The sequence below is a fragment of the Exiguobacterium sp. s80 genome (assembly GCF_018618725.1).
GTDB lineage: Bacteria > Bacillota > Bacilli > Exiguobacteriales > Exiguobacteriaceae > Exiguobacterium_A > Exiguobacterium_A oxidotolerans.
On the sequence record NZ_JACSMP010000004.1, the window covers coordinates 23,744 to 45,999 of the forward strand.

The 22,256-nt window shown below is 45.5% G+C and carries 21 protein-coding genes and 1 other annotated feature; of the genes, 18 read left to right on the plus strand and 3 right to left on the minus strand.

Annotated elements, in window-relative coordinates; genetic code table 11:
* Window positions 1-154 precede the first annotated feature (154 nt).
* The 8 genes from KNP94_RS09280 (at window position 155) to KNP94_RS09315 (ending at window position 8,828) form a co-directional block, all read left to right on the plus strand.
* Window positions 155-1,195 carry a glyceraldehyde-3-phosphate dehydrogenase gene (locus KNP94_RS09280; protein ID WP_214804346.1) on the plus strand — a complete coding sequence of 347 codons (1,041 nt, stop codon included), beginning with the start codon at window positions 155-157 and terminating at the stop codon, window positions 1,193-1,195.
* 262 nt (window positions 1,196-1,457) lie between these two features.
* Window positions 1,458-1,844, plus strand: a complete 387-nt coding sequence (gene speD, locus KNP94_RS09285; RefSeq protein WP_029331133.1) for an adenosylmethionine decarboxylase — start codon at window positions 1,458-1,460, stop codon at window positions 1,842-1,844.
* Between the two features lie 104 nt (window positions 1,845-1,948).
* Window positions 1,949-2,317 (plus strand): hypothetical protein, encoded by a 369-nt coding sequence (locus tag KNP94_RS09290; protein WP_088837597.1) that lies wholly within the window; start codon window positions 1,949-1,951, stop codon window positions 2,315-2,317.
* Between the two features lie 13 nt (window positions 2,318-2,330).
* Window positions 2,331-2,813 (plus strand): transcriptional regulator NrdR, encoded by a 483-nt coding sequence (nrdR, locus tag KNP94_RS09295; RefSeq protein WP_088837596.1) that lies wholly within the window; start codon window positions 2,331-2,333, stop codon window positions 2,811-2,813.
* A gap of 67 nt (window positions 2,814-2,880) precedes the next feature.
* Complete coding sequence (locus tag KNP94_RS09300; protein ID WP_088837595.1) at window positions 2,881-4,236, plus strand: replication initiation and membrane attachment family protein; 1,356 nt, start codon at window positions 2,881-2,883, stop codon at window positions 4,234-4,236.
* A gap of 12 nt (window positions 4,237-4,248) precedes the next feature.
* Window positions 4,249-5,166, plus strand: coding sequence for a primosomal protein DnaI (dnaI, locus tag KNP94_RS09305; protein WP_214766556.1), 918 nt, complete (start codon window positions 4,249-4,251; stop codon window positions 5,164-5,166).
* A gap of 323 nt (window positions 5,167-5,489) precedes the next feature.
* Window positions 5,490-7,430, plus strand: a complete 1,941-nt coding sequence (thrS, locus tag KNP94_RS09310) for a threonine--tRNA ligase (protein ID WP_215115594.1) — start codon at window positions 5,490-5,492, stop codon at window positions 7,428-7,430.
* A gap of 201 nt (window positions 7,431-7,631) precedes the next feature.
* Window positions 7,632-8,828, plus strand: coding sequence for a glycoside hydrolase family protein (locus KNP94_RS09315; RefSeq protein ID WP_251132623.1), 1,197 nt, complete (start codon window positions 7,632-7,634; stop codon window positions 8,826-8,828).
* Window positions 8,829-8,984: 156 nt separating this feature from the next.
* Here KNP94_RS09315 and KNP94_RS09320 read toward each other — a convergent pair whose 3' ends face one another.
* A complete protein-coding gene (locus KNP94_RS09320) occupies window positions 8,985-10,460 on the minus strand; it encodes a catalase (RefSeq protein ID WP_214804348.1) in 1,476 nt (491 codons plus the stop codon).
* Between the two features lie 432 nt (window positions 10,461-10,892).
* Between KNP94_RS09320 and infC the strand changes: the two genes are divergently transcribed.
* The 10 genes from infC to KNP94_RS09370 all read left to right on the plus strand — a co-directional run bounded on the left by infC (window position 10,893) and on the right by KNP94_RS09370 (window position 20,524).
* Window positions 10,893-11,423, plus strand: coding sequence for a translation initiation factor IF-3 (gene infC / locus KNP94_RS09325; RefSeq protein ID WP_029331126.1), 531 nt, complete (start codon window positions 10,893-10,895; stop codon window positions 11,421-11,423).
* A 27-nt stretch (window positions 11,424-11,450) separates the two neighbouring features.
* Entirely contained in the window at window positions 11,451-11,645 is a 195-nt protein-coding gene (rpmI, locus tag KNP94_RS09330) for a 50S ribosomal protein L35 (protein WP_012371058.1), read from the plus strand.
* A gap of 37 nt (window positions 11,646-11,682) precedes the next feature.
* The gene (gene rplT, locus KNP94_RS09335) at window positions 11,683-12,042 is read left to right on the plus strand and encodes a 50S ribosomal protein L20 (protein ID WP_088837591.1); all 360 of its coding nucleotides are present in this window, start codon (window positions 11,683-11,685) and stop codon (window positions 12,040-12,042) included.
* 119 nt (window positions 12,043-12,161) lie between these two features.
* Window positions 12,162-12,644 (plus strand): dUTP diphosphatase, encoded by a 483-nt coding sequence (locus KNP94_RS09340; protein ID WP_214766554.1) that lies wholly within the window; start codon window positions 12,162-12,164, stop codon window positions 12,642-12,644.
* A gap of 12 nt (window positions 12,645-12,656) precedes the next feature.
* A complete protein-coding gene (locus KNP94_RS09345) occupies window positions 12,657-13,739 on the plus strand; it encodes a M42 family metallopeptidase (RefSeq protein ID WP_159173066.1) in 1,083 nt (360 codons plus the stop codon).
* Window positions 13,740-13,742: 3 nt separating this feature from the next.
* Complete coding sequence (locus KNP94_RS09350) at window positions 13,743-14,498, plus strand: TrmH family RNA methyltransferase (protein WP_214766552.1); 756 nt, start codon at window positions 13,743-13,745, stop codon at window positions 14,496-14,498.
* 44 nt (window positions 14,499-14,542) lie between these two features.
* Window positions 14,543-14,758, plus strand: a binding site (T-box leader).
* Between the two features lie 48 nt (window positions 14,759-14,806).
* A complete protein-coding gene (pheS, locus tag KNP94_RS09355; RefSeq protein ID WP_029331121.1) occupies window positions 14,807-15,829 on the plus strand; it encodes a phenylalanine--tRNA ligase subunit alpha in 1,023 nt (340 codons plus the stop codon).
* 12 nt (window positions 15,830-15,841) lie between these two features.
* A complete protein-coding gene (pheT, locus tag KNP94_RS09360) occupies window positions 15,842-18,238 on the plus strand; it encodes a phenylalanine--tRNA ligase subunit beta (protein ID WP_215115595.1) in 2,397 nt (798 codons plus the stop codon).
* Window positions 18,239-18,402: 164 nt separating this feature from the next.
* Window positions 18,403-19,815 carry an ABC transporter permease gene (locus tag KNP94_RS09365; protein ID WP_215115596.1) on the plus strand — a complete coding sequence of 471 codons (1,413 nt, stop codon included), beginning with the start codon at window positions 18,403-18,405 and terminating at the stop codon, window positions 19,813-19,815.
* A 4-nt stretch (window positions 19,816-19,819) separates the two neighbouring features.
* On the plus strand, window positions 19,820-20,524 hold the full coding sequence (locus KNP94_RS09370; protein ID WP_088837586.1) for an ABC transporter ATP-binding protein: 705 nt from the start codon (window positions 19,820-19,822) through the stop codon (window positions 20,522-20,524).
* Between the two features lie 50 nt (window positions 20,525-20,574).
* Here the strand turns inward: KNP94_RS09370 and KNP94_RS09375 are convergent, their stop codons facing one another.
* Together KNP94_RS09375 and KNP94_RS09380 are read right to left on the minus strand one after the other, a co-directional pair.
* The gene (locus tag KNP94_RS09375) at window positions 20,575-21,756 is read right to left on the minus strand and encodes an MFS transporter (RefSeq protein WP_215115597.1); all 1,182 of its coding nucleotides are present in this window, start codon (window positions 21,754-21,756) and stop codon (window positions 20,575-20,577) included.
* Window positions 21,753-22,190, minus strand: a complete 438-nt coding sequence (locus KNP94_RS09380) for a MarR family winged helix-turn-helix transcriptional regulator (protein ID WP_214766546.1) — start codon at window positions 22,188-22,190, stop codon at window positions 21,753-21,755. The genes KNP94_RS09375 and KNP94_RS09380 overlap by 4 nt, the downstream gene beginning before the upstream one ends.
* Between the last annotated feature and the right edge of the window lie 66 nt (window positions 22,191-22,256).

Sequence of the window (22,256 nt, forward strand, 5' to 3'; positions counted from 1 at the left end):
GAAACAAAATTAAAGAAGCAGAAGTATCGTTTTGGGAGAAGTTGATGACTTCTCTCAACTTTTTTTTGGTTACATAATGAAATCGCTTACATTTCATGATATAGTTCTATCTGTAAACGGAGCATTATCCGTCACATTGAAGGGGGATCCGCACATGGGAGTCAAGGTGGCAGTTAACGGGTTTGGGCGTATTGGTCGAATGGTGTTCCGTCGATTAATCGCTGAGGGGAAAAGTCAGGTCGTCGCAATTAATGCAAGTTATCCACCGGAAACACTCGCGCACTTAATTAAGTACGATACGGTCCATGGAAAGTTTGAATACCCGGTCGAGATTGTCGAGGGTGGTTTGATGATTAATGAACAACTCGTGAAAATCGTCAGCGAACGTAATCCTGAGTTATTACCGTGGGGGGAACTTGAGATTGATGTCGTCGTCGAAGCAACAGGAAAGTTCAATTCGAAAGACGGCGCAAGTAAACATGTGTTGGCGGGAGCAAAAAAAGTCGTCATCACGGCACCGGCGAAAGGGGACATTCGGACAATCGTAATGGGGGTCAACGATGCGATGTACGATCATGAGAACGATCATGTCGTCTCGAATGCATCCTGTACGACGAATTGTCTTGCCCCTGTTGTTCAAGTCATCGATCGAGCATTCGGAATCGAGACGGGACTCGTCACGACGATTCATGCTTTTACGAATGATCAAAATAATATTGATAATCCACATAAGGATTTACGTCGGGCACGGGCTTGTGGATCATCGATTATTCCGACATCCACTGGTGCGGCACGTGCCATTTCGCTCGTTTTACCGCATCTCGAAGGGAAGTTGAACGGGCTTGCGCTCCGTGTTCCGACACCGAACGTGTCGCTCGTTGACCTCGTCGTCGAAGTGAGTCGTGATACGACGGTCGCAGAAGTAAATGAAGCGTTCGTGAAAGCAGCTGATGGTGCGTTAGACGGGATTCTAGGGTTGACGATGGAACCGCTCGTTTCGATTGATTTTAACGGGGAAGTCCGTTCGACGGTCGTCGATGGCCTATCGACGATGGTCATGGGTGGACGCCAAGTGAAGGTGCTTGCTTGGTACGACAATGAATGGGGATATTCATGTCGTGTCGTCGATCTCGTTCAGATGATTGGAGCACATATTGAGGCGACAACGGTTGAAAAGGAATTAGAATTAAAATAATTTATATTTTTTAAACCGCTCTATACCAACAGATAGAGCGGTTTTTTAATAAATAGGCGCTGAAATTTAAAATTTATCCTTGTGTATCTTTTTGATACTCGCTATAATTCAAATCGTGAACTTCAATCGGTCTGGCAATCGCAGCTTAAAGGGTTAGGACCTCTCTGGACTAACTTTCCCCCGTGGGTGCGAAAGACTCAGGCGCAAAGTAAGTGATCATGACTATACTTTGAAGACCATTGAATGTAGGGGGGATCCACTAATGGATACTATGGGAAGACACATTATTGCAGAACTTTGGGATTGCAATCCTGAAAAATTAAACGACATGGAGTTTGTCGAACGACTCTTCGTTGACGCAGCACTTCAAGCAGGTGCAGAGGTACGCGAAGTCGCATTCCATAAGTTTGCTCCACACGGAGTAAGCGGCGTCGTCATCATTTCTGAATCGCATTTGACGATTCATAGCTTCCCAGAACACGGATATGCATCAGTTGATGTCTTTACGTGTGGGGATCGCATCGATCCAGCAATCGCAGCGAATTATATCGCTGACGCATTAGATGCAAAAATCCGTGAAAATGTCGAAATTCCGCGTGGCATGGGACCAGTTAAAGTTCCGGCAGCTACGATTCAGCACGTTAACTGACAAAAACACGAACTACCAGCCCTCGTCTTTATGGCGAGGGCTTTTTAATATGTCTGACGTCTGTTATTCTTAATAGTAGAAGAAAACAGAAAAGGTGATGGCGGATGGGATTTAAAGAACGTTTGCAAAAACAACTTGAAACGTCTGATACGCATAAAAACGAAAAATTACGAACGCACTATTATGCTGCGACTCCCGAGATGTTGTTTACAGGTCTTGAGACTGTCGTGGCGAAGCAACACGGAACCGTTAAACGAATTGATGTTGAACGAGGAGAATTATCTTTTCAAGGAACTGGGTTAGATGGACTAGCGACAGTCATCATGGTCGGTTCTGGTAGAACAGCTGTTGATCTATTTTTGCATCGCGAAGGATTACTTGGTCCGGACCTCGAGCAATGGATTGAAACAATCTATCAAGAATTAGATGCGACATACCGATTGAAAATGATTGGAACAAAAGAATTTACGTGAACGGAGGTGCGGCATGCGTTGTCCAGCCTGTAATTATAACGGGACGAAGGTTCTCGATTCGAGACCTGTGCAAGATTTTGGCTCGATTCGGCGCCGTCGTGAATGTGAATCATGTGGTTATCGTTTTACAACATTCGAGATGATTGAACAAACACCACTCATCATCGTGAAAAAGGATGGGACCCGTGACGAATTCAATCGTGATAAAATTTTACGTGGACTCGTCCGTGCATGTGAAAAACGTCCGATTTCAATTGAGCAACTCGAAACGGTCGTCAGTCGTGTCGAAAAAGCCTTACGGGCAACGGCACAACATGAAATTCCGAGTGAACAGGTCGGCCGGCTCGTCTTGAATGAACTCGCTTCTGTTGATGAAGTGGCTTACGTCCGTTTTGCGAGTGTCTATAAACAATTCAAAGACATCAATGTCTTTTTCCAAGAGTTATCTGAACTAATGGAACGCCATCAAGAAAATGAACGTGAAAATTTAACGTAATCGAGGAGAGGTCGTCTGTAGGTCAGAACGCACCTCTCTTTTTCTCACGAAAGAAGGGACGAAACAGATGTTGGAACGTGATGTATCGGGAACGGACTTATGTTTAATCATGAGTAATGGTGTCGTCGATCGTGAAGCTTATCAATCCCTCTATTATTTATATCAGCCGATCATCGGTGTAAAAGCTCTTGGTCTGTACCAAACGTTTTGGAGTGAGATGATTCCTGGTAAAACGAAATCACAATATATCTCACATGCAGAACTAGGAACATTGTTAGGATTTTCTGTTGATGAATTTAAAGAGGAGCTTTTTAAGCTCGAAGGAATTGGATTGATTCGAACATTTGAGGCGAAACAAGCTGCCTATCGTTATGTTTATCAAATTCGCGTCCCGTTAGCACCGAATACGTTCTTGAATGATGGTGTCTTATCAAGCTTACTGTTTTATCGTGTCGGAGAAATCCGCTTTCGAGCACTTCAAAATCGTTTTCGGACGGAGCAGCTACCGAAAAATGTCGTTGACCGGACGGTTCGTTTTGATCAAGTGTTTGATGTCAAAGCAGGACTTGCTTCTGCCCATCAACCAAAATCGTATGCGAAACAAGAACGTGCCGCCTATGAATTTGATTATTCATTCGACTTAGAAGAAATGAAGCGTCAGACCGATCGTTTTCTCCCGAGAAGCTTTTATACGAAATCGATTGACCAATTGTTGCTGAAGCTAGCTTACGTCACACAGTCGAATGAAACCTTGATGGCGGAACTGTTGAATGCCCGCTTCCGGCATGAAGCGTACCTACCAATGACGGACAGTGAGAAGCAAGAGCGCTGTAAACAGATGATGTTATCGGCGAAACAAAAGCTCAGTCGTGATAAAAAAGCGAAGGTCGCTGTCCTCGAAGAAGTCGAAGTCGGTGATTTAAGTGAAAGTGAGACGATGGAAGGGACTCATCCGAAGCACTATGTCGCGAAGTTACGTAAGGTGAAGTCACTTTCTGAACGGGATGAAGAATTGATTCAGCAATTGATCATCGATTATGAAATGTCGTCGGGAATCGTCAATGCTGCCTATTATTACGCACTTGTCATGAAAAAGGACAATCGCTTCAGTAAAAACTTTTTGCTGTCGATTGTCGACGATTGGAAACAGAAAGGTTACGCGACAGCAGCAGAAGCATTAGCGAAAACAAAAGACCAAGACGAATTAATCGCAAAGAAACAGGATCAAAAGCAAGAACGGTCACGCCAAACGGTTGGCGGCAGAAGAGGGCGTCCGAGTTCGACTGGACCGAATCCGAAATGGCTACAAGAAGAAAAAGAGAAACAACAAAAATATGAAGCGACTAAAAAAGCGAGTTTTGAATCCGAAGTACCGGATGATGCAGAGATGGAACGGATTCTGCGTGAACTAAAGGGGAAGTAAAGGAGTAGTGAGATGGAACATATCCAATCATCGATTGAAAAAATCTTGAATCGTCCAGGTGTCGCAGCATCCGTGCGCGCCATTCATGAGCGAGTCCTATCGCATCCAGGTGTCATCGTCTTTTTAAGGACACATCCTGAAATTGATCAACGGACGATTGAGCGAGGGATGTTAAAGCTCAATGAATATGCCGAGCAGATGGACGGTCATCAAGTGATTGAAAAAAAAGCCGTTATCGAAGGCTATCAGCCCGTGCTGCATTTAGAAAAAGGTCAAATCATGGTCGCTTATGAAAAAACGCAAGCACTCAAAGATCGTGAAAATGAACGGGCGCTCGAGAAAAAATTCAAAAGTTTGTTTTTACCGGATGAAGTACGGGACGCGAACTTCAGTGACTTTGATTTGACGACGACGGATCGAAAACTTGCCTTGCGGGCAGCATCACAATTTTTGAATACGATTCGTTCGAAAGAGCAGGTCAAAGGACTGTATCTGCACGGGAGTTTCGGTGTCGGGAAAACGTACCTGCTCGCAGCAATCGGGAATGCGCTCAAAAAAGAGCGTGTTGCGACAATTCTTGTCCATGCGCCGGGATTTGTCTCGGAAGCGAAACGCCGAATCCGGTCTGATAGTTTTGATACGTTCCTCGAGAGTTTTCAGACGGTGCCCGTTTTATTGATTGACGACATCGGGGCGGAGTCGATCAGCCCGTGGGTCCGGGACGAACTGTTCGGGATCATCTTGCAGTACCGGATGATGCATCGCTTGCCGACATTGTTCAGTTCGAATTTATCCTATGATGAACTCGAGCTTCATTTCGGGATTACGAATGATCAAGGAGATAAATTGAAAGCGATGCGATTGATGGAACGCATCCGGACGACGACGAATCCAGTTGAATTTTTAGGTGAAAATCGCCGGCGTTATTAATTTTCCTTGTCAAAGAACTTCATCTTTCGCTATACTTAGTGCACAATCAGTATAGTGAATTGCAAAGATTGAGGATACGAAGGACGAACTGGACCAAACAAGCGAGAGAAGGATGGTGAAAGCTTCTCATGGACTCTATTCGTTTTCTTTACTCCCTCATAGCACAGACGGGGCTAATCCGTTTGCGTCTCACGCCCGTTATCGCGTGTTCGAGCCGGTACATGGAAACATGTTCGGGAACGAGGGTGGTACCACGAGATGAAGACTCGTCCCTTTTTAGAGGGATGGGTCTTTTTTTTATTTAATTTAAGGGGGAAACAGTCATGTCAACTATTGCTCTTACATTTCCAGACGGCGCGGTCAAAGAATTCGCAGCCGGTACAACTGCTGAAGAAGTCGCGGCTTCCATCAGTCCAGGACTCCGTAAAAAGGCATTTGCCGCAAAACTAGACGGTGAAGTCATCGACTACCGACGTCCGATTGAAAAAGACGGTGTCATCGAACTCGTCATGCCAGACTCAGAAGAAGGACTCGATTTGATTCGTCACTCGTCTGCGCACTTGATGGCGCAAGCGATCAAACGTCTTTTCCCGGATGAAACGATTCACCTTGGAATCGGACCGACAATTGAAAACGGCTTTTATTATGACATCGATATGGAACGTCGTTTGACAGAAGAAGATCTTCCGGTCATCGAAAAGATGATGAATAAAATTGCGGGAGAAAACTTGTCCATTGAACGGGAAGTCGTTTCGCGTGACGAAGCTTTAAACATCTATAAGGAACTGAATGACCCGCTTAAAATCGAATTGATTGAGTCGATTCCAGCCGATCAAGATTTGACACTGTATCGCCAAGGCGAGTTCTTCGACTTATGCCGTGGTCCACACGTCCCGGCGACAGCGAAGCTACAAGTCTTCAAATTGATGAGCATCGCAGGTGCTTACTGGCGTGGTGATTCAAAAAATAAAATGCTGCAACGGATTTACGGGACAGCCTGGGCAACAAAAGACCAACTGAAACAACACTTACACTTCTTGGCAGAAGCAAAAGAACGTGATCACCGGAAACTCGGAAAAGAACTTGATTTGTTCTTTACATCGCAAGACGTCGGTCAAGGGTTACCAATGTGGTTACCAAAAGGGGCGGCCATCCGTCGTACTGTCGAACGGTACATCGTCGATAAAGAGCTCGAACTGGGTTATGAACATGTCTACACACCTGTGCTCGGTTCAGTTGAGTTGTATAAGACGTCAGGTCACTGGGATCACTATCAAGATGACATGTTCCCGAAAATGGAGATGGATAATGAAGAACTCGTTCTTCGGCCGATGAACTGTCCGCACCACATGATGATTTATAAAAATGAACCACGGTCATACCGTGACTTACCACTCCGTGTCGCAGAACTTGGTGGCATGCACCGTTATGAAATGTCAGGTGCACTGACTGGGCTACAACGCGTGCGTTATATGGTCCTAAACGACGGGCATACATTCGTCCGTCCGGATCAAATGAAAGATGAGTTTAAAGCCATCGTTCACTTGATTCAAGAAGTCTACACGGACTTCGGGATTACTGATTATAAATTCCGTCTGTCTTACCGTGACCCGGCAGATAAGGAAAAGTATTTCGACAACGATGCGATTTGGGAAATGGCGCAACGTGAGTTGAAAGAAACGATGGATGAACTTGAACTTGAGTATTTCGAAGCAGAAGGTGAAGCCGCGTTTTACGGTCCGAAGCTCGATGTTCAAGTCCGGACAGCACTCGGTAAGGATGAGACACTGTCGACAGTTCAGCTCGACTTCTTGTTACCGGAGCGGTTCGAATTGACGTATAAAGGAAATGACGGACAAGACCATCGTCCGGTCGTCTTGCACCGTGGTGTCGTTTCGACAATGGAACGTTTCGTTGCGTACTTGATCGAAGAATACAAAGGGGCATTCCCGACATGGCTCGCACCGGTCCAAGTCAAATTGATTCCGGTCTCACGGGCACAGGAAGACTATGCACGTGAAATTAAAGCGATGCTCTTGAAAAAAGGGATCCGGATTGAAACGGACTTCCGCGATGAGAAGCTCGGTTACCGCATCCGTGAAGCACAGATGAACAAAATCCCGGTCATGCTCGTACTCGGGGATAAAGAGGTGGAGTCACGGGAAGTTAACATCCGTCGTTATGGCTCAAAAGATTCGAGCAATGCCTCGCTTGAGCAATTCGTTGCTGATTTAGAAGCAGAAATCGCCAACCGTTCGAAGTAATCAATAATAAGCTGAATCGGTTAGCACGACACAAGCCAGCTTTCCTGTCCGTCGCGGGCACGGGAAAGCTGGCTTTTTCTTGCATCCGGGAGGAATCGTAGCTTACCCCGATGGATTTTGGAGAAATTTTCGAGTCCACCCGTTTTGTATCTACATAGTTTTTGAGAATCGGCCGATACATGGATGAGAGGAGTGGAACGGTTGAAGAAATTAATTATAGTGTGTCTTTGTGCGATGTCGTTTACCTTCATTGCGCCGGACATCGAACGAGTCGAAAGTATGAAAACATACCGGATTACACCTCGGACGGAGCCGATTGATTCTGTTTTACGAAAGTATTCGACATATAATGAAAAAACAAAAAACTATTATACGTTACGATCTTATTTAGAAAAAATCGAGGCGGAAGGCGGTGGGACACTGATCTTAGCGAAAGGAACGTATCTGTCGCCGATTCGTGTGGGGGTTCCGTCGAATACGACGATTCGTTTAGAGGATGGTGTCATCATTAAAAAGACATTCGATACCGGGACGACGAAAATCGCAGCAACAACAAGTGTCTTCGACCTCGTTCCACCATCCGTTTTGCGTCTGAAGACAACGGTCGGAAAATATAACGGTTCGAACCATGTGACGATTGAAGGTCAGGGCAATGCACAAATCGACTTAAGTCATCTCGCTAGAGGCGCAGCCTTTGCGATCGCCCATAACGCGAATCTTTACATCGGTGGACTGACGATTCGTAACCAAAACGGTTCACACGCGATTGAGTTAGATGCAACGAATCATGCTGTGATAGAAAATATGGCATTCATCAATGCGACGATGATTAAAAATACGGGACCCAATGAATCAATTAATTTAGATACACCTGATCCGGTAACACAAGGATTTCGATGGAAGTGGTCTGCGCAGGATCGGACACCGAATCAAAACATTGTGATTCGAAACAATACGTTCAAAAACATAAATGTCGCAGTCGGTACCCACCAATACTCGCAAGACCGTCCACATCAGAATATTCGAATTGAGTACAATACGATTGATGGTACGAAAGATCACGCGATTTCGATGATGAATTGGGAGAAGCCGATCGTTCAAATGAATACAATCCGAAACGTTCATCGAGCAGATGGAAAGGCAATCGCGATTCTCGGACGTGGTGTCGTTGGTGGAATCATCAAAGGTAATAAGATTGAAAATACAGATCGTGCGATTCAAATGCAACCACATCAAAGTAATGGATTTAAACCCGTCTATAATCGATTTACGGATGCTGAAAAGTTGAATTTTCGTAAAAATAAAATCAAACAAGTCAACGTCGGGCAAGTCGTACTCTATTCGAAATTGAATGATTTTTCAGTAGAGACATCAGAACGGTTCAATTTTGTCCCATGAAGCATATAAATTCCGGATTGAAGCGAAGTGTGACAAATGGTTGCTGCAAAAAAAAGAACGGGTCATCCCATGTAAAAGTCTTCCGTCAGTAGTGTTTCTATAATTAAAAACAGCCCACTCCGGATTCAGGAGTAGGCTGTTCGTTTATACGGCTTATCATTTTTGCATTTGTTGCAAGAACGGTTTGATATCGACGTTTAATGCTTCCGATAACTTTTCACCGAGTGACGCATCGGCACGGTAGAAGTTACAGATTGCAAGTAAGACCGTGTTTTCGTGACGTACTTGTTGAAGGTCATTCACAAGGTTATTGAGAAGGGCCATCTGTTCTTCTTCCGTCATACGACGGTAGACTTCACCAGCTTGTCCGAAGTTATTCGTTTTCTCGATTTCGAGACGGCCATGAATGTCATCATGGAGTGGCTGTGTGTCTTCCGTATACTCAGGTGTTTGTTTCGGTTCATCTTGGTAACGGTTTGGTTCGTAGTTGACTGAACTTGTTTGCTGCTTAAACGGCATTGCACCATCACGCTGGTAGTTGTTGACTTGAGCGAACGGACAGTTGATTGGAAGCTGTTGATAGTTCGGTCCGATCCGGTGACGTTGTGTATCAGAGTAAGAGAATAAACGACCTTGAAGTAATTTATCTTCAGACGGTAACATACCTGGTACAAGGACACCTGGGTTGAAACCGACTGATTCTGTTTCGGAAAAGTAGTTGTCGACGTTTTTGTTTAATGTCATTGTTCCGACGTGTTGGAACGGAATGACATCTTCGAACCAGTCTTTTGTAGCATCAAGTGGGTCGAAGTCGAAGTTTTCGACATCAGCAGGGTCGAGTACTTGAACGAAGAGGTCCCATTCTGGGAAGTCTCCATTTTCGATAGCCTGGAATGTATCGTTTGATGCGTGATTGAAATCTTTTCCTTGAACTTCTGTTGCTTCGTCAGCAGACAGGTTATGAACGCCTTCTTTTGGTACCCAACGTAATTTGATATAGACCGTGTTACCGTGTGCGTTTACCCATTTAAATGAGTGAACAGAAGAACCACGCATTTTACGGTAGCTTGCTGGAATTCCTTCATCTGTGAAGAGGTGCATCAACATATTCGTTGATTCAGGGCGGAGTGTCATGAAATCCCAGTAGCGATCAGGATCTTGGATGTTTGTCCGTGGATCTGGTTTTAATGAATGAACCATATCCGGGAACTTCATTGCATCTCGAATGAAGAAGACCGGTAAATTGTTACCGACGAAATCCCAGTTTCCTTCTTCTGTATAGAATTTAACAGAGAAGCCGCGTGGATCACGGAGTGTTTCAGGAGAGTGTGTACCATGAATGACGGTAGAGAAGCGGGCAAAGACAGGGACTTCCGTTCCTTCTTCTTGTAGGAAAGCCGCTTTTGTATATTTTTTCATCGAATTTTTTACTTTAAAGACACCGTGTGCGCCGAAGCCACGTGCGTGTACAACGCGTTCCGGTACGCGCTCACGGTCAAAGTGAGCAATTTTTTCGATTAATTGATAGTCTTCTAATAAAGTAGGTCCGCGACGTCCAGCTGTACGTGAGTTTTGGTTGTCCCCAATCGGCACACCCTGATTCGTCGTTAATTTCTTTTCGTTTTCATTCATTATTTTAACTCCCCCTTATGTAAGATTAAAACAATTATAAAACAATAATCATTCTAAATAAAGAAATAAGCACTATTCAAATAAATAATTTTTAGCACAAGATAAATTTACCCATTCATTTCTAATCAGAAACTTCTTGCTAAACGAACTTAGGATTGCTATTATAATCAAGTATGTGAGCAACGTTCTAATTGAACTGATAAAGCGGCTTGACATCACGGGAAAGTAAGTGCTATGATAGCAAAGTGAAATGACAACAAAGCAGAAGCATCCCGCTTCTCACCATGTACAGGTTGCTGTGCTGGTCCATCATGATGATATATGATAGTAGAGTGTTCTCTGACTATTGTAGTCTTTATGAGTGTGGGCGGGAAAAACTGCCGACGCTTTTTTTATAGCGTTTTATATCATTCATTTTTCGTGCTCTGCACGATGGAGGTGCTAACCATTAGCAAAGATCTGTTAATCAATGAAGGCATCCGCGCTCGAGAAGTTCGTCTTATCGGAGCGGATGGTGCACAACTTGGAGTCCAATCACGCACTGAGGCATTGCGTCTCGCTGAGGAAGCTGACCTTGACCTCGTCATGGTCGCACCACAAGCAACGCCGCCTGTATGTAAAATCATGGACTACGGTAAATACCGCTTCGAGTTGCAAAAGAAGGACAAAGAAACTCGGAAGAATCAGAAAGTGATTCAGATGAAAGAAGTCCGTCTCAGCCCAACAATCGAGGAGAATGACTTCCAAACGAAATTCCGTAATGCGAAGAAATTCTTGGAGAATGGTAACAAAGTGAAAGCGAGTATTCGCTTCCGCGGACGTGCCATCACTCACTCGGAAATCGGTAGACGTGTCCTTGAACGTCTCGCTACGGATTTAAGCGAGTTCGGTGTAGTTGAACAGAGACCGAAGATGGAAGGACGCAGCATGTTCTTAGTGCTTGCTCCAAAGAAAGAAGACTAATCGAATCGAAGTAGGAGGGAATCTCTCATGCCTAAAATGAAATCGCACCGCGGTGCTTCTAAGCGTTTCAAACGTACTGCTTCTGGCAAATTGAAACGTGGTCGTGCTTACACAAGCCACTTATTCGGTAACAAATCAACTAAAGCGAAACGTAAATTACGTAAAGCTAGCATGGTATCATCGGGTGACTTCAAACGCATCCGTCACATGATCGCGAAGTAATTTATTCAATCGTACACAGATTTAGGAGGGAATTTATATGCCACGCGTAAAAGGCGGATATACGACTCGTCAACGTCGTAAAAAACAACTCAAATTAGCTAAGGGCTATTACGGCTCGAAACATACACTCTTCAAGGTAGCGAAACAGCAAGTCATGAAATCTCTCATGTATGCTTACCGTGACCGTCGTCAAAAGAAACGTGACTTCCGTCGCCTCTGGATCACTCGGATCAATGCGGCTGCACGTATCAACGGTCTTTCTTATAGCCGCATGATGCATGGTCTCAAACTTGCGGGTATCGACATCAACCGTAAGATGCTTGCTGACCTCGCAGTTACAGATTCAGCTGCATTTGCTTCACTTGCTGACTCAGCAAAAGCAAAATTGAACGCTTAAGTTCTACAATTCGTCGGGGAATTTAATTCTCCGGCGTTTTTTTTTGAGGAATGCTAAAATAGGTGATAGGCAGAAGTTTATGTCTACGTTTTATTTTTTTGGATAGAAGGAGAATTAAGATGGACTGGTTGACACTTTTTGAGATGCAGGAACAGTTAGATAAACGAATCCAGTCAGAACATAATTTGACCGGGAATCAGTTTGATGAGCGGTTGCTTGCCCTATTAGTAGAGTTAGGCGAACTGGCGAATGAAACACGTTGCTTTAAATTCTGGTCGACAAAGGGACCATCAGCACAAGTTACGATTCTTGAGGAATATGTCGATGGCGTCCATTTCCTCCTATCGCTCGGTCTAGCTCTTGATTATAAGAAAGATCGATTCGTTGAAGGGGATTATTACTTGACTGCGACAGACGCGTTTTTAGATGTTTACAATAAAACAAATGTGTTCGCGATTTCAAGAACAGAACAAAGTTACGATGTTTTAATTGGTGCATACCTAGCATTAGGTGCTACACTTGGTTTTACACAAGAAATGATTTTCAAGGCTTATGTTTCAAAAAACGAGGCGAATCATGTTCGCCAAGACAACGGTTACTGAGGAGGAAATCAGATGAATGAACAATTACATATGTTGAAGCGTCTAACGGATGCAACGGGAGTACCTGGGAACGAGAAAGAAGTACGCCAGCTCATGCGGGAGTATCTAGAACCTCACGCTGAAGCATTCCATCAAGATGGGTTAGGTAGCTTATTCGCGGAACACAAAGGGGCAGAAGATGATGCGCCTCGTATTTTAATTGCCGGTCACATGGATGAAGTTGGATTTATGGTGACAAAGGTGGATGAAAAAGGGTTTCTCCGCTTCCAACCACTCGGTGGTTGGTGGGGACAAGTGCTTCTGGCACAGCGTATGAACATTGTGACATCATCTGGAGAAGTCATTCCAGGCGTAATCGGTGCGAAACCACCTCATGTTTTACCACCGGAAGCGCGCAATAAACCAGTCGATATCAAAGAAATGTTTATTGATATCGGTGCTACTTCAAAAGAAGAAGTCGAAGGTTGGGGAATCCGACCAGGAGATACGGTCGTTCCACATTGCGAATTTACTGTGATGAAAAATGAGAATTTCTTGATGGCAAAAGCTTGGGACAATCGGATTGGCTGCGCGATTGCGATTGAAGCCATCAAACGTTTAAAAGAAGAAGGACATCCGAACACGATTTTTGCAGGAGCAACGGTGCAAGAAGAAGTTGGGCTTCGTGGCGCGCAAACGGCTGCGAACTTGATTCATCCATCGATTGCATTTGCTGTTGACACAGGAATCCCTGGTGATACACCAGGAATGACGGATCGCGAAGCATTGTCAAAACTTGGAGAAGGTGTACAAGTCATCATGTTTGATGCGACGATGATCGCACACCGTGGATTAATCGATTTCGTCACAGGTGTCGCAAAAGAAGAAAACATTAAATATCAATTGGACCTAACACCGGGTGGTGGGACGGATGCTGCGAAATTCCATTTATCGAACACAGGAGTTCCTTCGCTCGCATTGACAGTACCAATCCGTTACTTGCATACGAACGTTTCCATTATGCATAAAGCAGATTTCGAAGCAGCAGTCGATTTAATCGTTGCCGTTACGAAACGTTTAGATACGCAAGCGGTCCAAGCGATTTACGAGGGGTAAACCATGAAACATATTTCTTCTACGAAGAATGAGATCGTCAAACAATGGAAAAAGCTTTTAACAAAAAAAGGACGTCTGCAAACGAAACGTTTCCTTATTGAAGGGGAACACTTAGTTGAAGAGGCTGTTCGTGCTGGAATCATCAAAGAATTGATTGTCCGTGAGGATGTTCAAGTTCCGGGTTCTTGGAAGAAAAATGCGGCTGACTTAATCACAATTGACGAATCAGTTGCCAAAGTCTTGTCAGAAACAGAAACGACACAAGGGATTTTCGCAGTTTGTGAGATGAAAGAGCAAACAGAGCGCTTAGAGCGCGGCCGTTACCTGTTACTCGATCGTCTGCAAGACCCGGGTAATGTCGGAACGATGATTCGGACAGCCGATGCGGCTGGATTCGATGGTGTCATCATTGGTCACGGGACAGTTGATGTCTATAACAGCAAAGTCCTCCGCGCAACACAAGGTTCGATTTTCCACTTGCCGGTCATCATGATGTCGCTTGATGAAGCGATTCAAGACTTGCATGAATTAGGAGTGTTCGTTCTCGGAACGGCACTACGCAATGCCAATCCGTATACAGAAGTCGAAAATCTTGGTGCAATCGGACTCATCATCGGGAATGAAGCACAAGGTGTATCACCGGAATTGCTCGACCAATGTGATGGACGTGCTTACATTCCAATTCGCGGAAAAGCCGAATCACTCAATGCAGCCGTTGCAGCAGGAATTTTACTGTATCATTTTGCTCCGGTCGATTGAATCACTGAAGCGTTCATGCTAAAGTGAGTTACAGTAGAACATTTAATTAGACGTTGATGGAACAGAGTAGGTTAGAGAACGATTCGATTAGGGAGAAGAAGCCTTAGACTGCAAGCTTCTTTACGAATCCGCTAGCTGAATTCACTCCGGAGTCGCACGAGAGATCGTGACGGGAAGCGCCCGTTATCGCGCTACTTGAGGACTTGATGGATTCAAGTCGAACAAGGGTGGTACCACGATTGAATTAAATCGTCCCTTCGGCATTTGCTGAAGGGGCGTTTTTTATTTGAAAAAAAGGAGTGACGAGCATGCGGGAACAATTAGAGGCACTTCGCGACGAAGCGTTACAACTCGTGAATCAAGCCAGTACACAAAAAGAATTAAATGATGTCCGTGTCAAATATCTCGGAAAAAAAGGTCCGATCACAGAAGTATTACGTGGAATGGGAAAATTATCAGCAGAAGAACGTCCGGTCGTCGGTGAAATCGCAAATGCGGTTCGTGGTGTCATCCAAACAGAACTCGAGCAACGTTTAGTAGACGTCAAGCAACAAGAAATGGACGCAAAACTAGCGCTTGAAGCGATTGACGTGACACTTCCGGGTCGTCCCAAAAAAGTCGGACAAGCGCATTTGCTTCAACAAGTCACGGACGAGATCGAGGACATCTTTGTTGGACTCGGTTATACGATTGCAGAAGGACCTGAAGTCGAACAAGATTTGTTCAACTTCGAAATGTTGAATCTGCCGAAAGATCATCCGGCACGTGATATGCAAGATTCATTTTATATCACGGATGAAATTCTGATGCGGACCCATACGTCACCTGTCCAAGCGCGGACGATGCTCGCTTCGAAAGGTGAACCGATTCGGATTCTTTGCCCAGGGAAAGTCTATCGTCGCGATGAAGACGATGCGACGCACTCACACCAATTCATGCAAGTGGAAGGACTCGTCGTTGGAGAGTCGATTTCAATGGCAGACTTAAAAGGCACGCTCGAAGCATTCGTGAAGCAAATGTTTGGGGAGGCACGTGAAATCCGGTTACGCCCTAGCTTCTTCCCGTTCACAGAACCATCCGTCGAAGTCGACGTCTCGTGTTTTAAATGTGGTGGAAAAGGGTGCAATATCTGTAAACAAACAGGCTGGATTGAAATTTTAGGTGCCGGTATGGTTCATCCGCACGTCCTTGAGATGGCAGAATATGATAGTACGAAAATGTCTGGATTTGCCTTCGGGATGGGGATTGAGCGAATCGCCATGTTGAAATATGGGGTCGATGATATTCGCCACTTCTATACGAATGACGTTCGCTTCAGCGAACAGTTTTAAGGGGGAAAACAGATGTTAGTCTCAAAACAATGGTTACAGCAGTTCGTTGACGTCAGTCAGAAAACCGGTGAGGAACTGGCGGACTTAATTACGAAGAGTGGGATCGAAGTCGAGGGTGTCGAAGTCCGTGACGCCGATTTGAACAATATCGTCGTCGGTCATGTATTAACAAAAGAAAAGCATCCGGAAGCGGATAAGCTAAACGTCACGACGGTTGATATCGGACAAGAAGAACCGGTCCAAATCGTGTGTGGTGCACCAAACATTGAAGCAGGACAAGATGTCATCGTTGCCCGTGTCGGAGCACGCCTTCCGGGCATTAAAATTAAGCGAGCTAAACTGCGTGGAGTCGTTTCTGAAGGCATGATTTGTTCACTTGAAGAACTTGGCTTTGAGAAAAAGTATATTCGTGAAGATGAGCAAGCTGGAATTCATACATTCCGTGAGCCGGTCACACCAGGGCAAGACGTCTTAGAACTACTTGGTCTGCATGACGAAGTATTAGAACTCGGTTTGACACCGAACCGTTCTGATTGCTTGAGCATGTACGGAGTTGCACATGAAGTAGCAGGTATCTTAAATACGACGGCTGTTTTCCCGGCAATCGACGTGACGGAAGATGAAGAAAAAACGAAACTTGCTGTCACACTTGAGTCGGAGGAATGTCCGTTTTATGCGGCGCGTGAAATCCAACATGTCGTCATCGGTGAGTCGCCACTTTGGCTCAAAAACCGCTTGATTGCGAACGGGATTCGTCCAATCAACAATGTCGTCGACGTGACGAACTTCGTCTTACTTGAAACAGGACAACCGCTTCATTCATTCGATGCTGAAAAACTGGGGCAGCAAATCGTCGTTCGTCAAGCGAAAACGGGAGAGTCCTTCCAAACACTTGACGAAGTCGAACGGACACTCGATCCTTCGATGCTCGTCATCACAGATGGCGAAAAGCCCGTCGCACTTGCAGGTGTCATGGGTGGTGCAAATACAGAAGTCGACGCAACAACGACGTCAATCATCCTCGAATCGGCTTATTTCGCACCGACATCTGTCCGGAAGACGAGTCGTGTCCTTGGACTACGTTCGGACTCCAGTTCACGTTTTGAAAAAGGGGTCGACCCACGTCGTGTCTTGTTAGCACTCGACCGGGCAGCCGCATTGATTGCTGAACTTGCTGGTGGAACAGTCCTTGCTGGAACGGTCCAAGCAGGTACACTTCAACTCGATGATCACTTAATCGAAGCGAGTGTCTCGTATATCAATCATCGTCTCGGAATGGAAATCGAAGGTACGGTCATGAAAGAGTTATTAGAACGCCTTGGACTCGAAGTTGAGTTATCAGGAGATGCACTAACGGTCAGTGTACCGACACGTCGCCAAGACTTGATGATTCCGGCTGATATCGCGGAAGAAGTCGCACGACTCTATGGGTATGATGCATTGACATCGAGCTTACCGCAAGAAGCGAGCCGCGGGTTCTTGCCGAAACGGAATCAACATCGCCGTCAAATCCGTCGTCTCTTACAAGGTGCCGGTTTATCGCAAGCCATCACGTACTCACTGACGAGTGAACAACGTGCGATGCAATTCAATGAACAAACAGATCTCCACCCCGTTAAGTTGGCGATGCCGATCAGCGAAGCACGTTCGACACTTCGGACATCATTGATTCCAGGGTTACTCGAAGTCGCGCAACACAATGTCGCACGTCAACATGCCGACCTCGCTTACTACGAACTGGGGAGCGTTTACCTCCAGCGTGATGCGTCACTTGAGACGTTGCCGATCGAACAAGAACTGGTCGCCGGAGTCGCTGTCGGACTAGCGGAACAACACCGTGCGCATGGCACAATGGTCAAAACGGATTTCTTCGTTGTCAAGGGAATCGTCGAAACGTTAGCAGAGGCATTCAATGTCAAGTTGACATACGAAGCGGCGGTCATCGATTCGATGCATCCAGGTCGGACGGCACGTGTACTGATGGACGGTGAAGCGATTGGGTTCGTCGGCCAAGTGCATCCAGCACTCTCGAAAGAGCAGTATGGCTTAAAAGAAGTCTACGTCTTTGAACTCGATGCCATGAAACTTCACTCGAAAGAGCCGGTCGTCTATCAAGAGATGTCCCGTTTCCCATCGATGACGCGCGACATCGCGATTGTCCTCAATCAATCGGTCACAGCAAGCGAAGTGGAGCAAGTGATCATGCAAGCAGCAGGTCCGCTTTTACAACATGTCACATTATTTGATGTCTACACGGGCGATAACGTCGGTGAAAACAAAAAATCATTCGCCTTCTCGCTCCGTTATCAAAATAAGGAACGGACTTTGGTCGATGAAGAAGTCACAGCAGCACACGAACATGTCGTATCGGCTTTAACAAAAGCGTTCGACGCAGAACTTCGTGCGTAACCGGTCAATCGAATCACATGAGTTAAAACGAGGATGACGTCACTGTCATTCTCGTTTTTTTTGCGTTTCGGCCGTTTCTTCGTTCAAGATACAGTCGAACTACAGCTAGACTACAGATACGTTGCATAAGATGAGCTTAGAAGATTAAAGGAGGAACACGAAAAATGAATTTTTTGAAGCGGGCAGGAAAAAGTATTGTAGCGCGAAAGGGAAAGACGATGATCATGTTGATTATTTTGACGGTAATCGGATCACTCGTACTGTCAGGATTCGCGATTCAGAATGCTGCTAAATCGGCGGGAGAAGAGGCGAGAAAAGAGTTAGGGGCGACAGTGACACTACAAGTCGATCGACAAAAGCAAATGCAGGAACGACAAGCGTCAGGTGAACGTGGACGACCAGAAGAAGTAGCGATTGATACGACGGATGTTGAAGCAATCGAACAACTAGATGAAGTCAAGTCCGTCAACTACCTGGCACAAACGACAGCGACATCAAGTGATCTCACACCGATTGAGAGTGAATCAACGAACTCAGGTGGTGGGCGAGGGGGAGAGATGCCTGAAGGGATGACGATGCCAGATTTCTCTTTAAATGGTGTGACGAACATGGAACTACTTGATACATACACGAACGGTACATTGAAAATCGTGGATGGAGAAGCATTGACTACCGATGCTAAAGAAAAAAGTGTTGTCATCGATGAAAACTTAGCGACTGAAAATGATCTCAAAGTCGGGGATACGTTTAAGCTGACATCGACAACGACCGAAAATTCCGTAACAGTGACGATCATTGGGTTATCGGCATCGACGGAAGCGACATCCGATGCGAATTTCCGAGCGGCAGGCTTTATGGACCCGATGAACCAGATGTACATTGCAAATGATACACTCGCGAGCTTCTCGACTGAAGAAGGAACGGTCAGTGTATCGAGTGTCGTCTACGCGCTAGAAGATCCATCTGAAATCAATACGTTCAAAAAAGAAGCGATGGCTGTCTCACCACTCGACTGGGATACGTTCACACTGGATGCGAATGATGCTGCTTATCAAAAAATGGTTGGACCGATTGAACAAGTCGCGTCCTTCTCAAAATCTGTCGTCTATCTTGTTAGTATCGCAGGTGGTTTGATTTTAGCGCTGTTGATTTTATTGTCCGTCCGGGAACGTCGAAAAGAAATGGGTATTTTACTGGCGATGGGTGAAAAACGCTCGAAATTAATGGGGCAATTACTAATTGAAACGTTTGCGATTGCGGCAATTGCTTTCCTTGTCACGTATGCGACAGGTGGCATGACATCACAATTCATGACAGATCAACTTTTGAACCGCGAGGTGACGGAAGCGGCTAGTTCGGTCGCAACGCAGACTGGTTTTGATGGTCCGGGTGGACGCGGCGGACAACAAGTGTTAGATAGCATTCCACAAATTACAGAGATGACAACGAAGATTGATTGGACGACGTTACTTCAAGTCATCGAAATTGGAAGTCTAATCGTCTTTTTATCTGTCTTGTTACCTTCACTTGCCTTACTACGGATGAATCCAAAAGAAATTCTATTACGGGAGGATTAATACTATGACGACTTTAGAAATGACGAACGTCACCTATGCCTATACATCAGGAAGCAAGCAACAACGGATCTTGAACGATGTCTCGATGCAGTTCGAGGCCGGACGGTTTTATGCAATTCTCGGTGAGTCAGGTTCCGGGAAAACGACGGCTCTCAGTCTGTTGAGTGGACTTGATTCACCGACAGAAGGACAGATTACGTATCAAGGTCGCGATATTCGAAAAATCGGATTGACGACGTATCGTTCACGACATGCTGCGACCGTTTTTCAATCGTTTAATTTATTGACGTATATGAACGCATTGGATAACGTGATTGTCGCACTCGAATTGAGTGGACAACGCATAAAAGGAAAAAAGAAACATGCCCAAAATCTCCTTGAACAGGTCGGAATCGACGAAGCCCATGCGACAAAAAATGTACTGCAGTTGAGTGGTGGTCAACAGCAACGTGTCGCCATCGCACGTGCCCTTGCGACGGAAGCCCCAATCATTCTTGCAGATGAGCCGACGGGAGCGCTCGATGAAAAAACTGCGACGGACATCATTCGGCTATTTCAAGAACTTGCTCACCGTTCTAACCGTTGCATCATCGCGGTGACGCACTCTGCGGAAGTCGCCCGTGCTGCCGATCATATCATTGAATTGAAGAAACAGCGTTTTATAGAGAAGAAACGTGTTACAGAAGGCGAGGTCGTTCCTGCACGTTGATCCGAAAAAGCTCTCGCGTCTGTAGACGGGAGAGTTTTTCCTTGAGCGCTTTAAGAAGCAATATTTTGTTTAGTTGAAAGCAACGTTGATCGACGGAAATAACCGTATAAGAGTCCACTACTGACGACGATGAGGCTACACATCAAAAACATGTTTGAGTAACCCACTTTCGCGGCGATGCCTGACAAAAGAAAAGCACCGATTCCGAACCCGCTATCGTAAGCGAGAAAGAATGTCGAAATCGCCTTGCCTTTTTGTGCGGGAGCCGCATAGGTCAACATGACAGTTTGTAACCCTGGGAAAATCGAAGCGGAACCAATTCCGATGATGAGGGCGGCGGACAATAATCCGGGAAGTGTCGGGAACAGTCCGAGTACTAAAAAACCGACGGCGTATAAAACATACGATGGCACCAATACAGAGGCTGGTCCGCGTCGATCAAACCGCTTACCGGCAAAAGGACGAATGGCAACCATGCCGAGTGCAGCAAGACCATAAAAGTAAGAGGCATAAGTGACATGGTCCATCGCATCTGCATACAGCGAAATGAACGCGGATGTACTTGAAATCGCAATACCAGCAAGAACAGTTGCAAGAAGTAAGACAGGACTTGATAAGAATAACGACTGCCGTAAACGAAATGGTGCGGAACTCGTAACGTGACTACTCGTTAATGGTAAACGCCAGATGAAACTAAACGAACAAATCGCAAGCAGGGCAATCGTTACGAAGTACCAGACGAGCGCATCGTGTGCAATCAACGTCAATCCGATGACCGGCCCGAGAACGGAAGCAAGGTTCATCGAGAGGACGAAATAGCCCATTCCTTCTCCTTGACGCGGCTTTGGAATCAAGGTCGTCACACTCAAACTCAGTGAAGAAGAAATCATTCCGAAACTAAAACCATGTAAGATGCGAATGATGAGCAACAGACTGAATGATTCGAGCGGTAAGACGATGAGATATAAGCAACTGACAATCATGAAAAATGTAGCGGACAGCAGTAACATTCGTTTGAGTTCATAACGATCGAGCCAATGTCCGATTAAAGGACGTGAACAAACCGTTGCTAAAATGAATGCCGTTACGACCCAACCGAGCGAACTTTGAGAAACATTGAACTGTTGTGCGGCCAGTAAAGGTAAGGAAGCATTCAATAAATAGAAGGTGATGAACAACAGTAGATTGACGACGAGTGTCGTTACATAGTGACGGTGGAATAAACGATTCAAGAAGATTCCTCCTGTTCGACAGGACGGTGGGTCGCCAGCAGACGGGTCATCAAAATCTCTAAAGAATGTTGTTCTTCTTTTGATAGTTCACCTAGGAACAAGCGATGTGCTGCCTGGACTGCTTCATCGATACCATTGAAAGCAGCTCTTGCCTGTGGTGTCAATTCAACAAGGCGTTGTCGTCCGACGGATTTCCGAGAGATGAAGCCTAGTTCTTCTAAGCGAACGACCGTTTTCGTGACAGCTGGTTTTTCGATGATTAAGTATTTCGAGAGGGTGATTTGCGACACCGGTTCAAGTAAGGAGACTGCTTTTAACAATGCCCATTGACCAGTGTGCAAAGAATGTTGGGCAAGGACGGCGTCGATATCTCGTTTGACGAGCCGTGCCACTTTTGAAAGTTGACCAAGAATATCTTCTTGTTGGGATGACATTAAAAAACCTCCTTTAAGTTAACTAGTTAACTTAAAGGAGTATAACGAATGAAGTTAGTGTTTGGC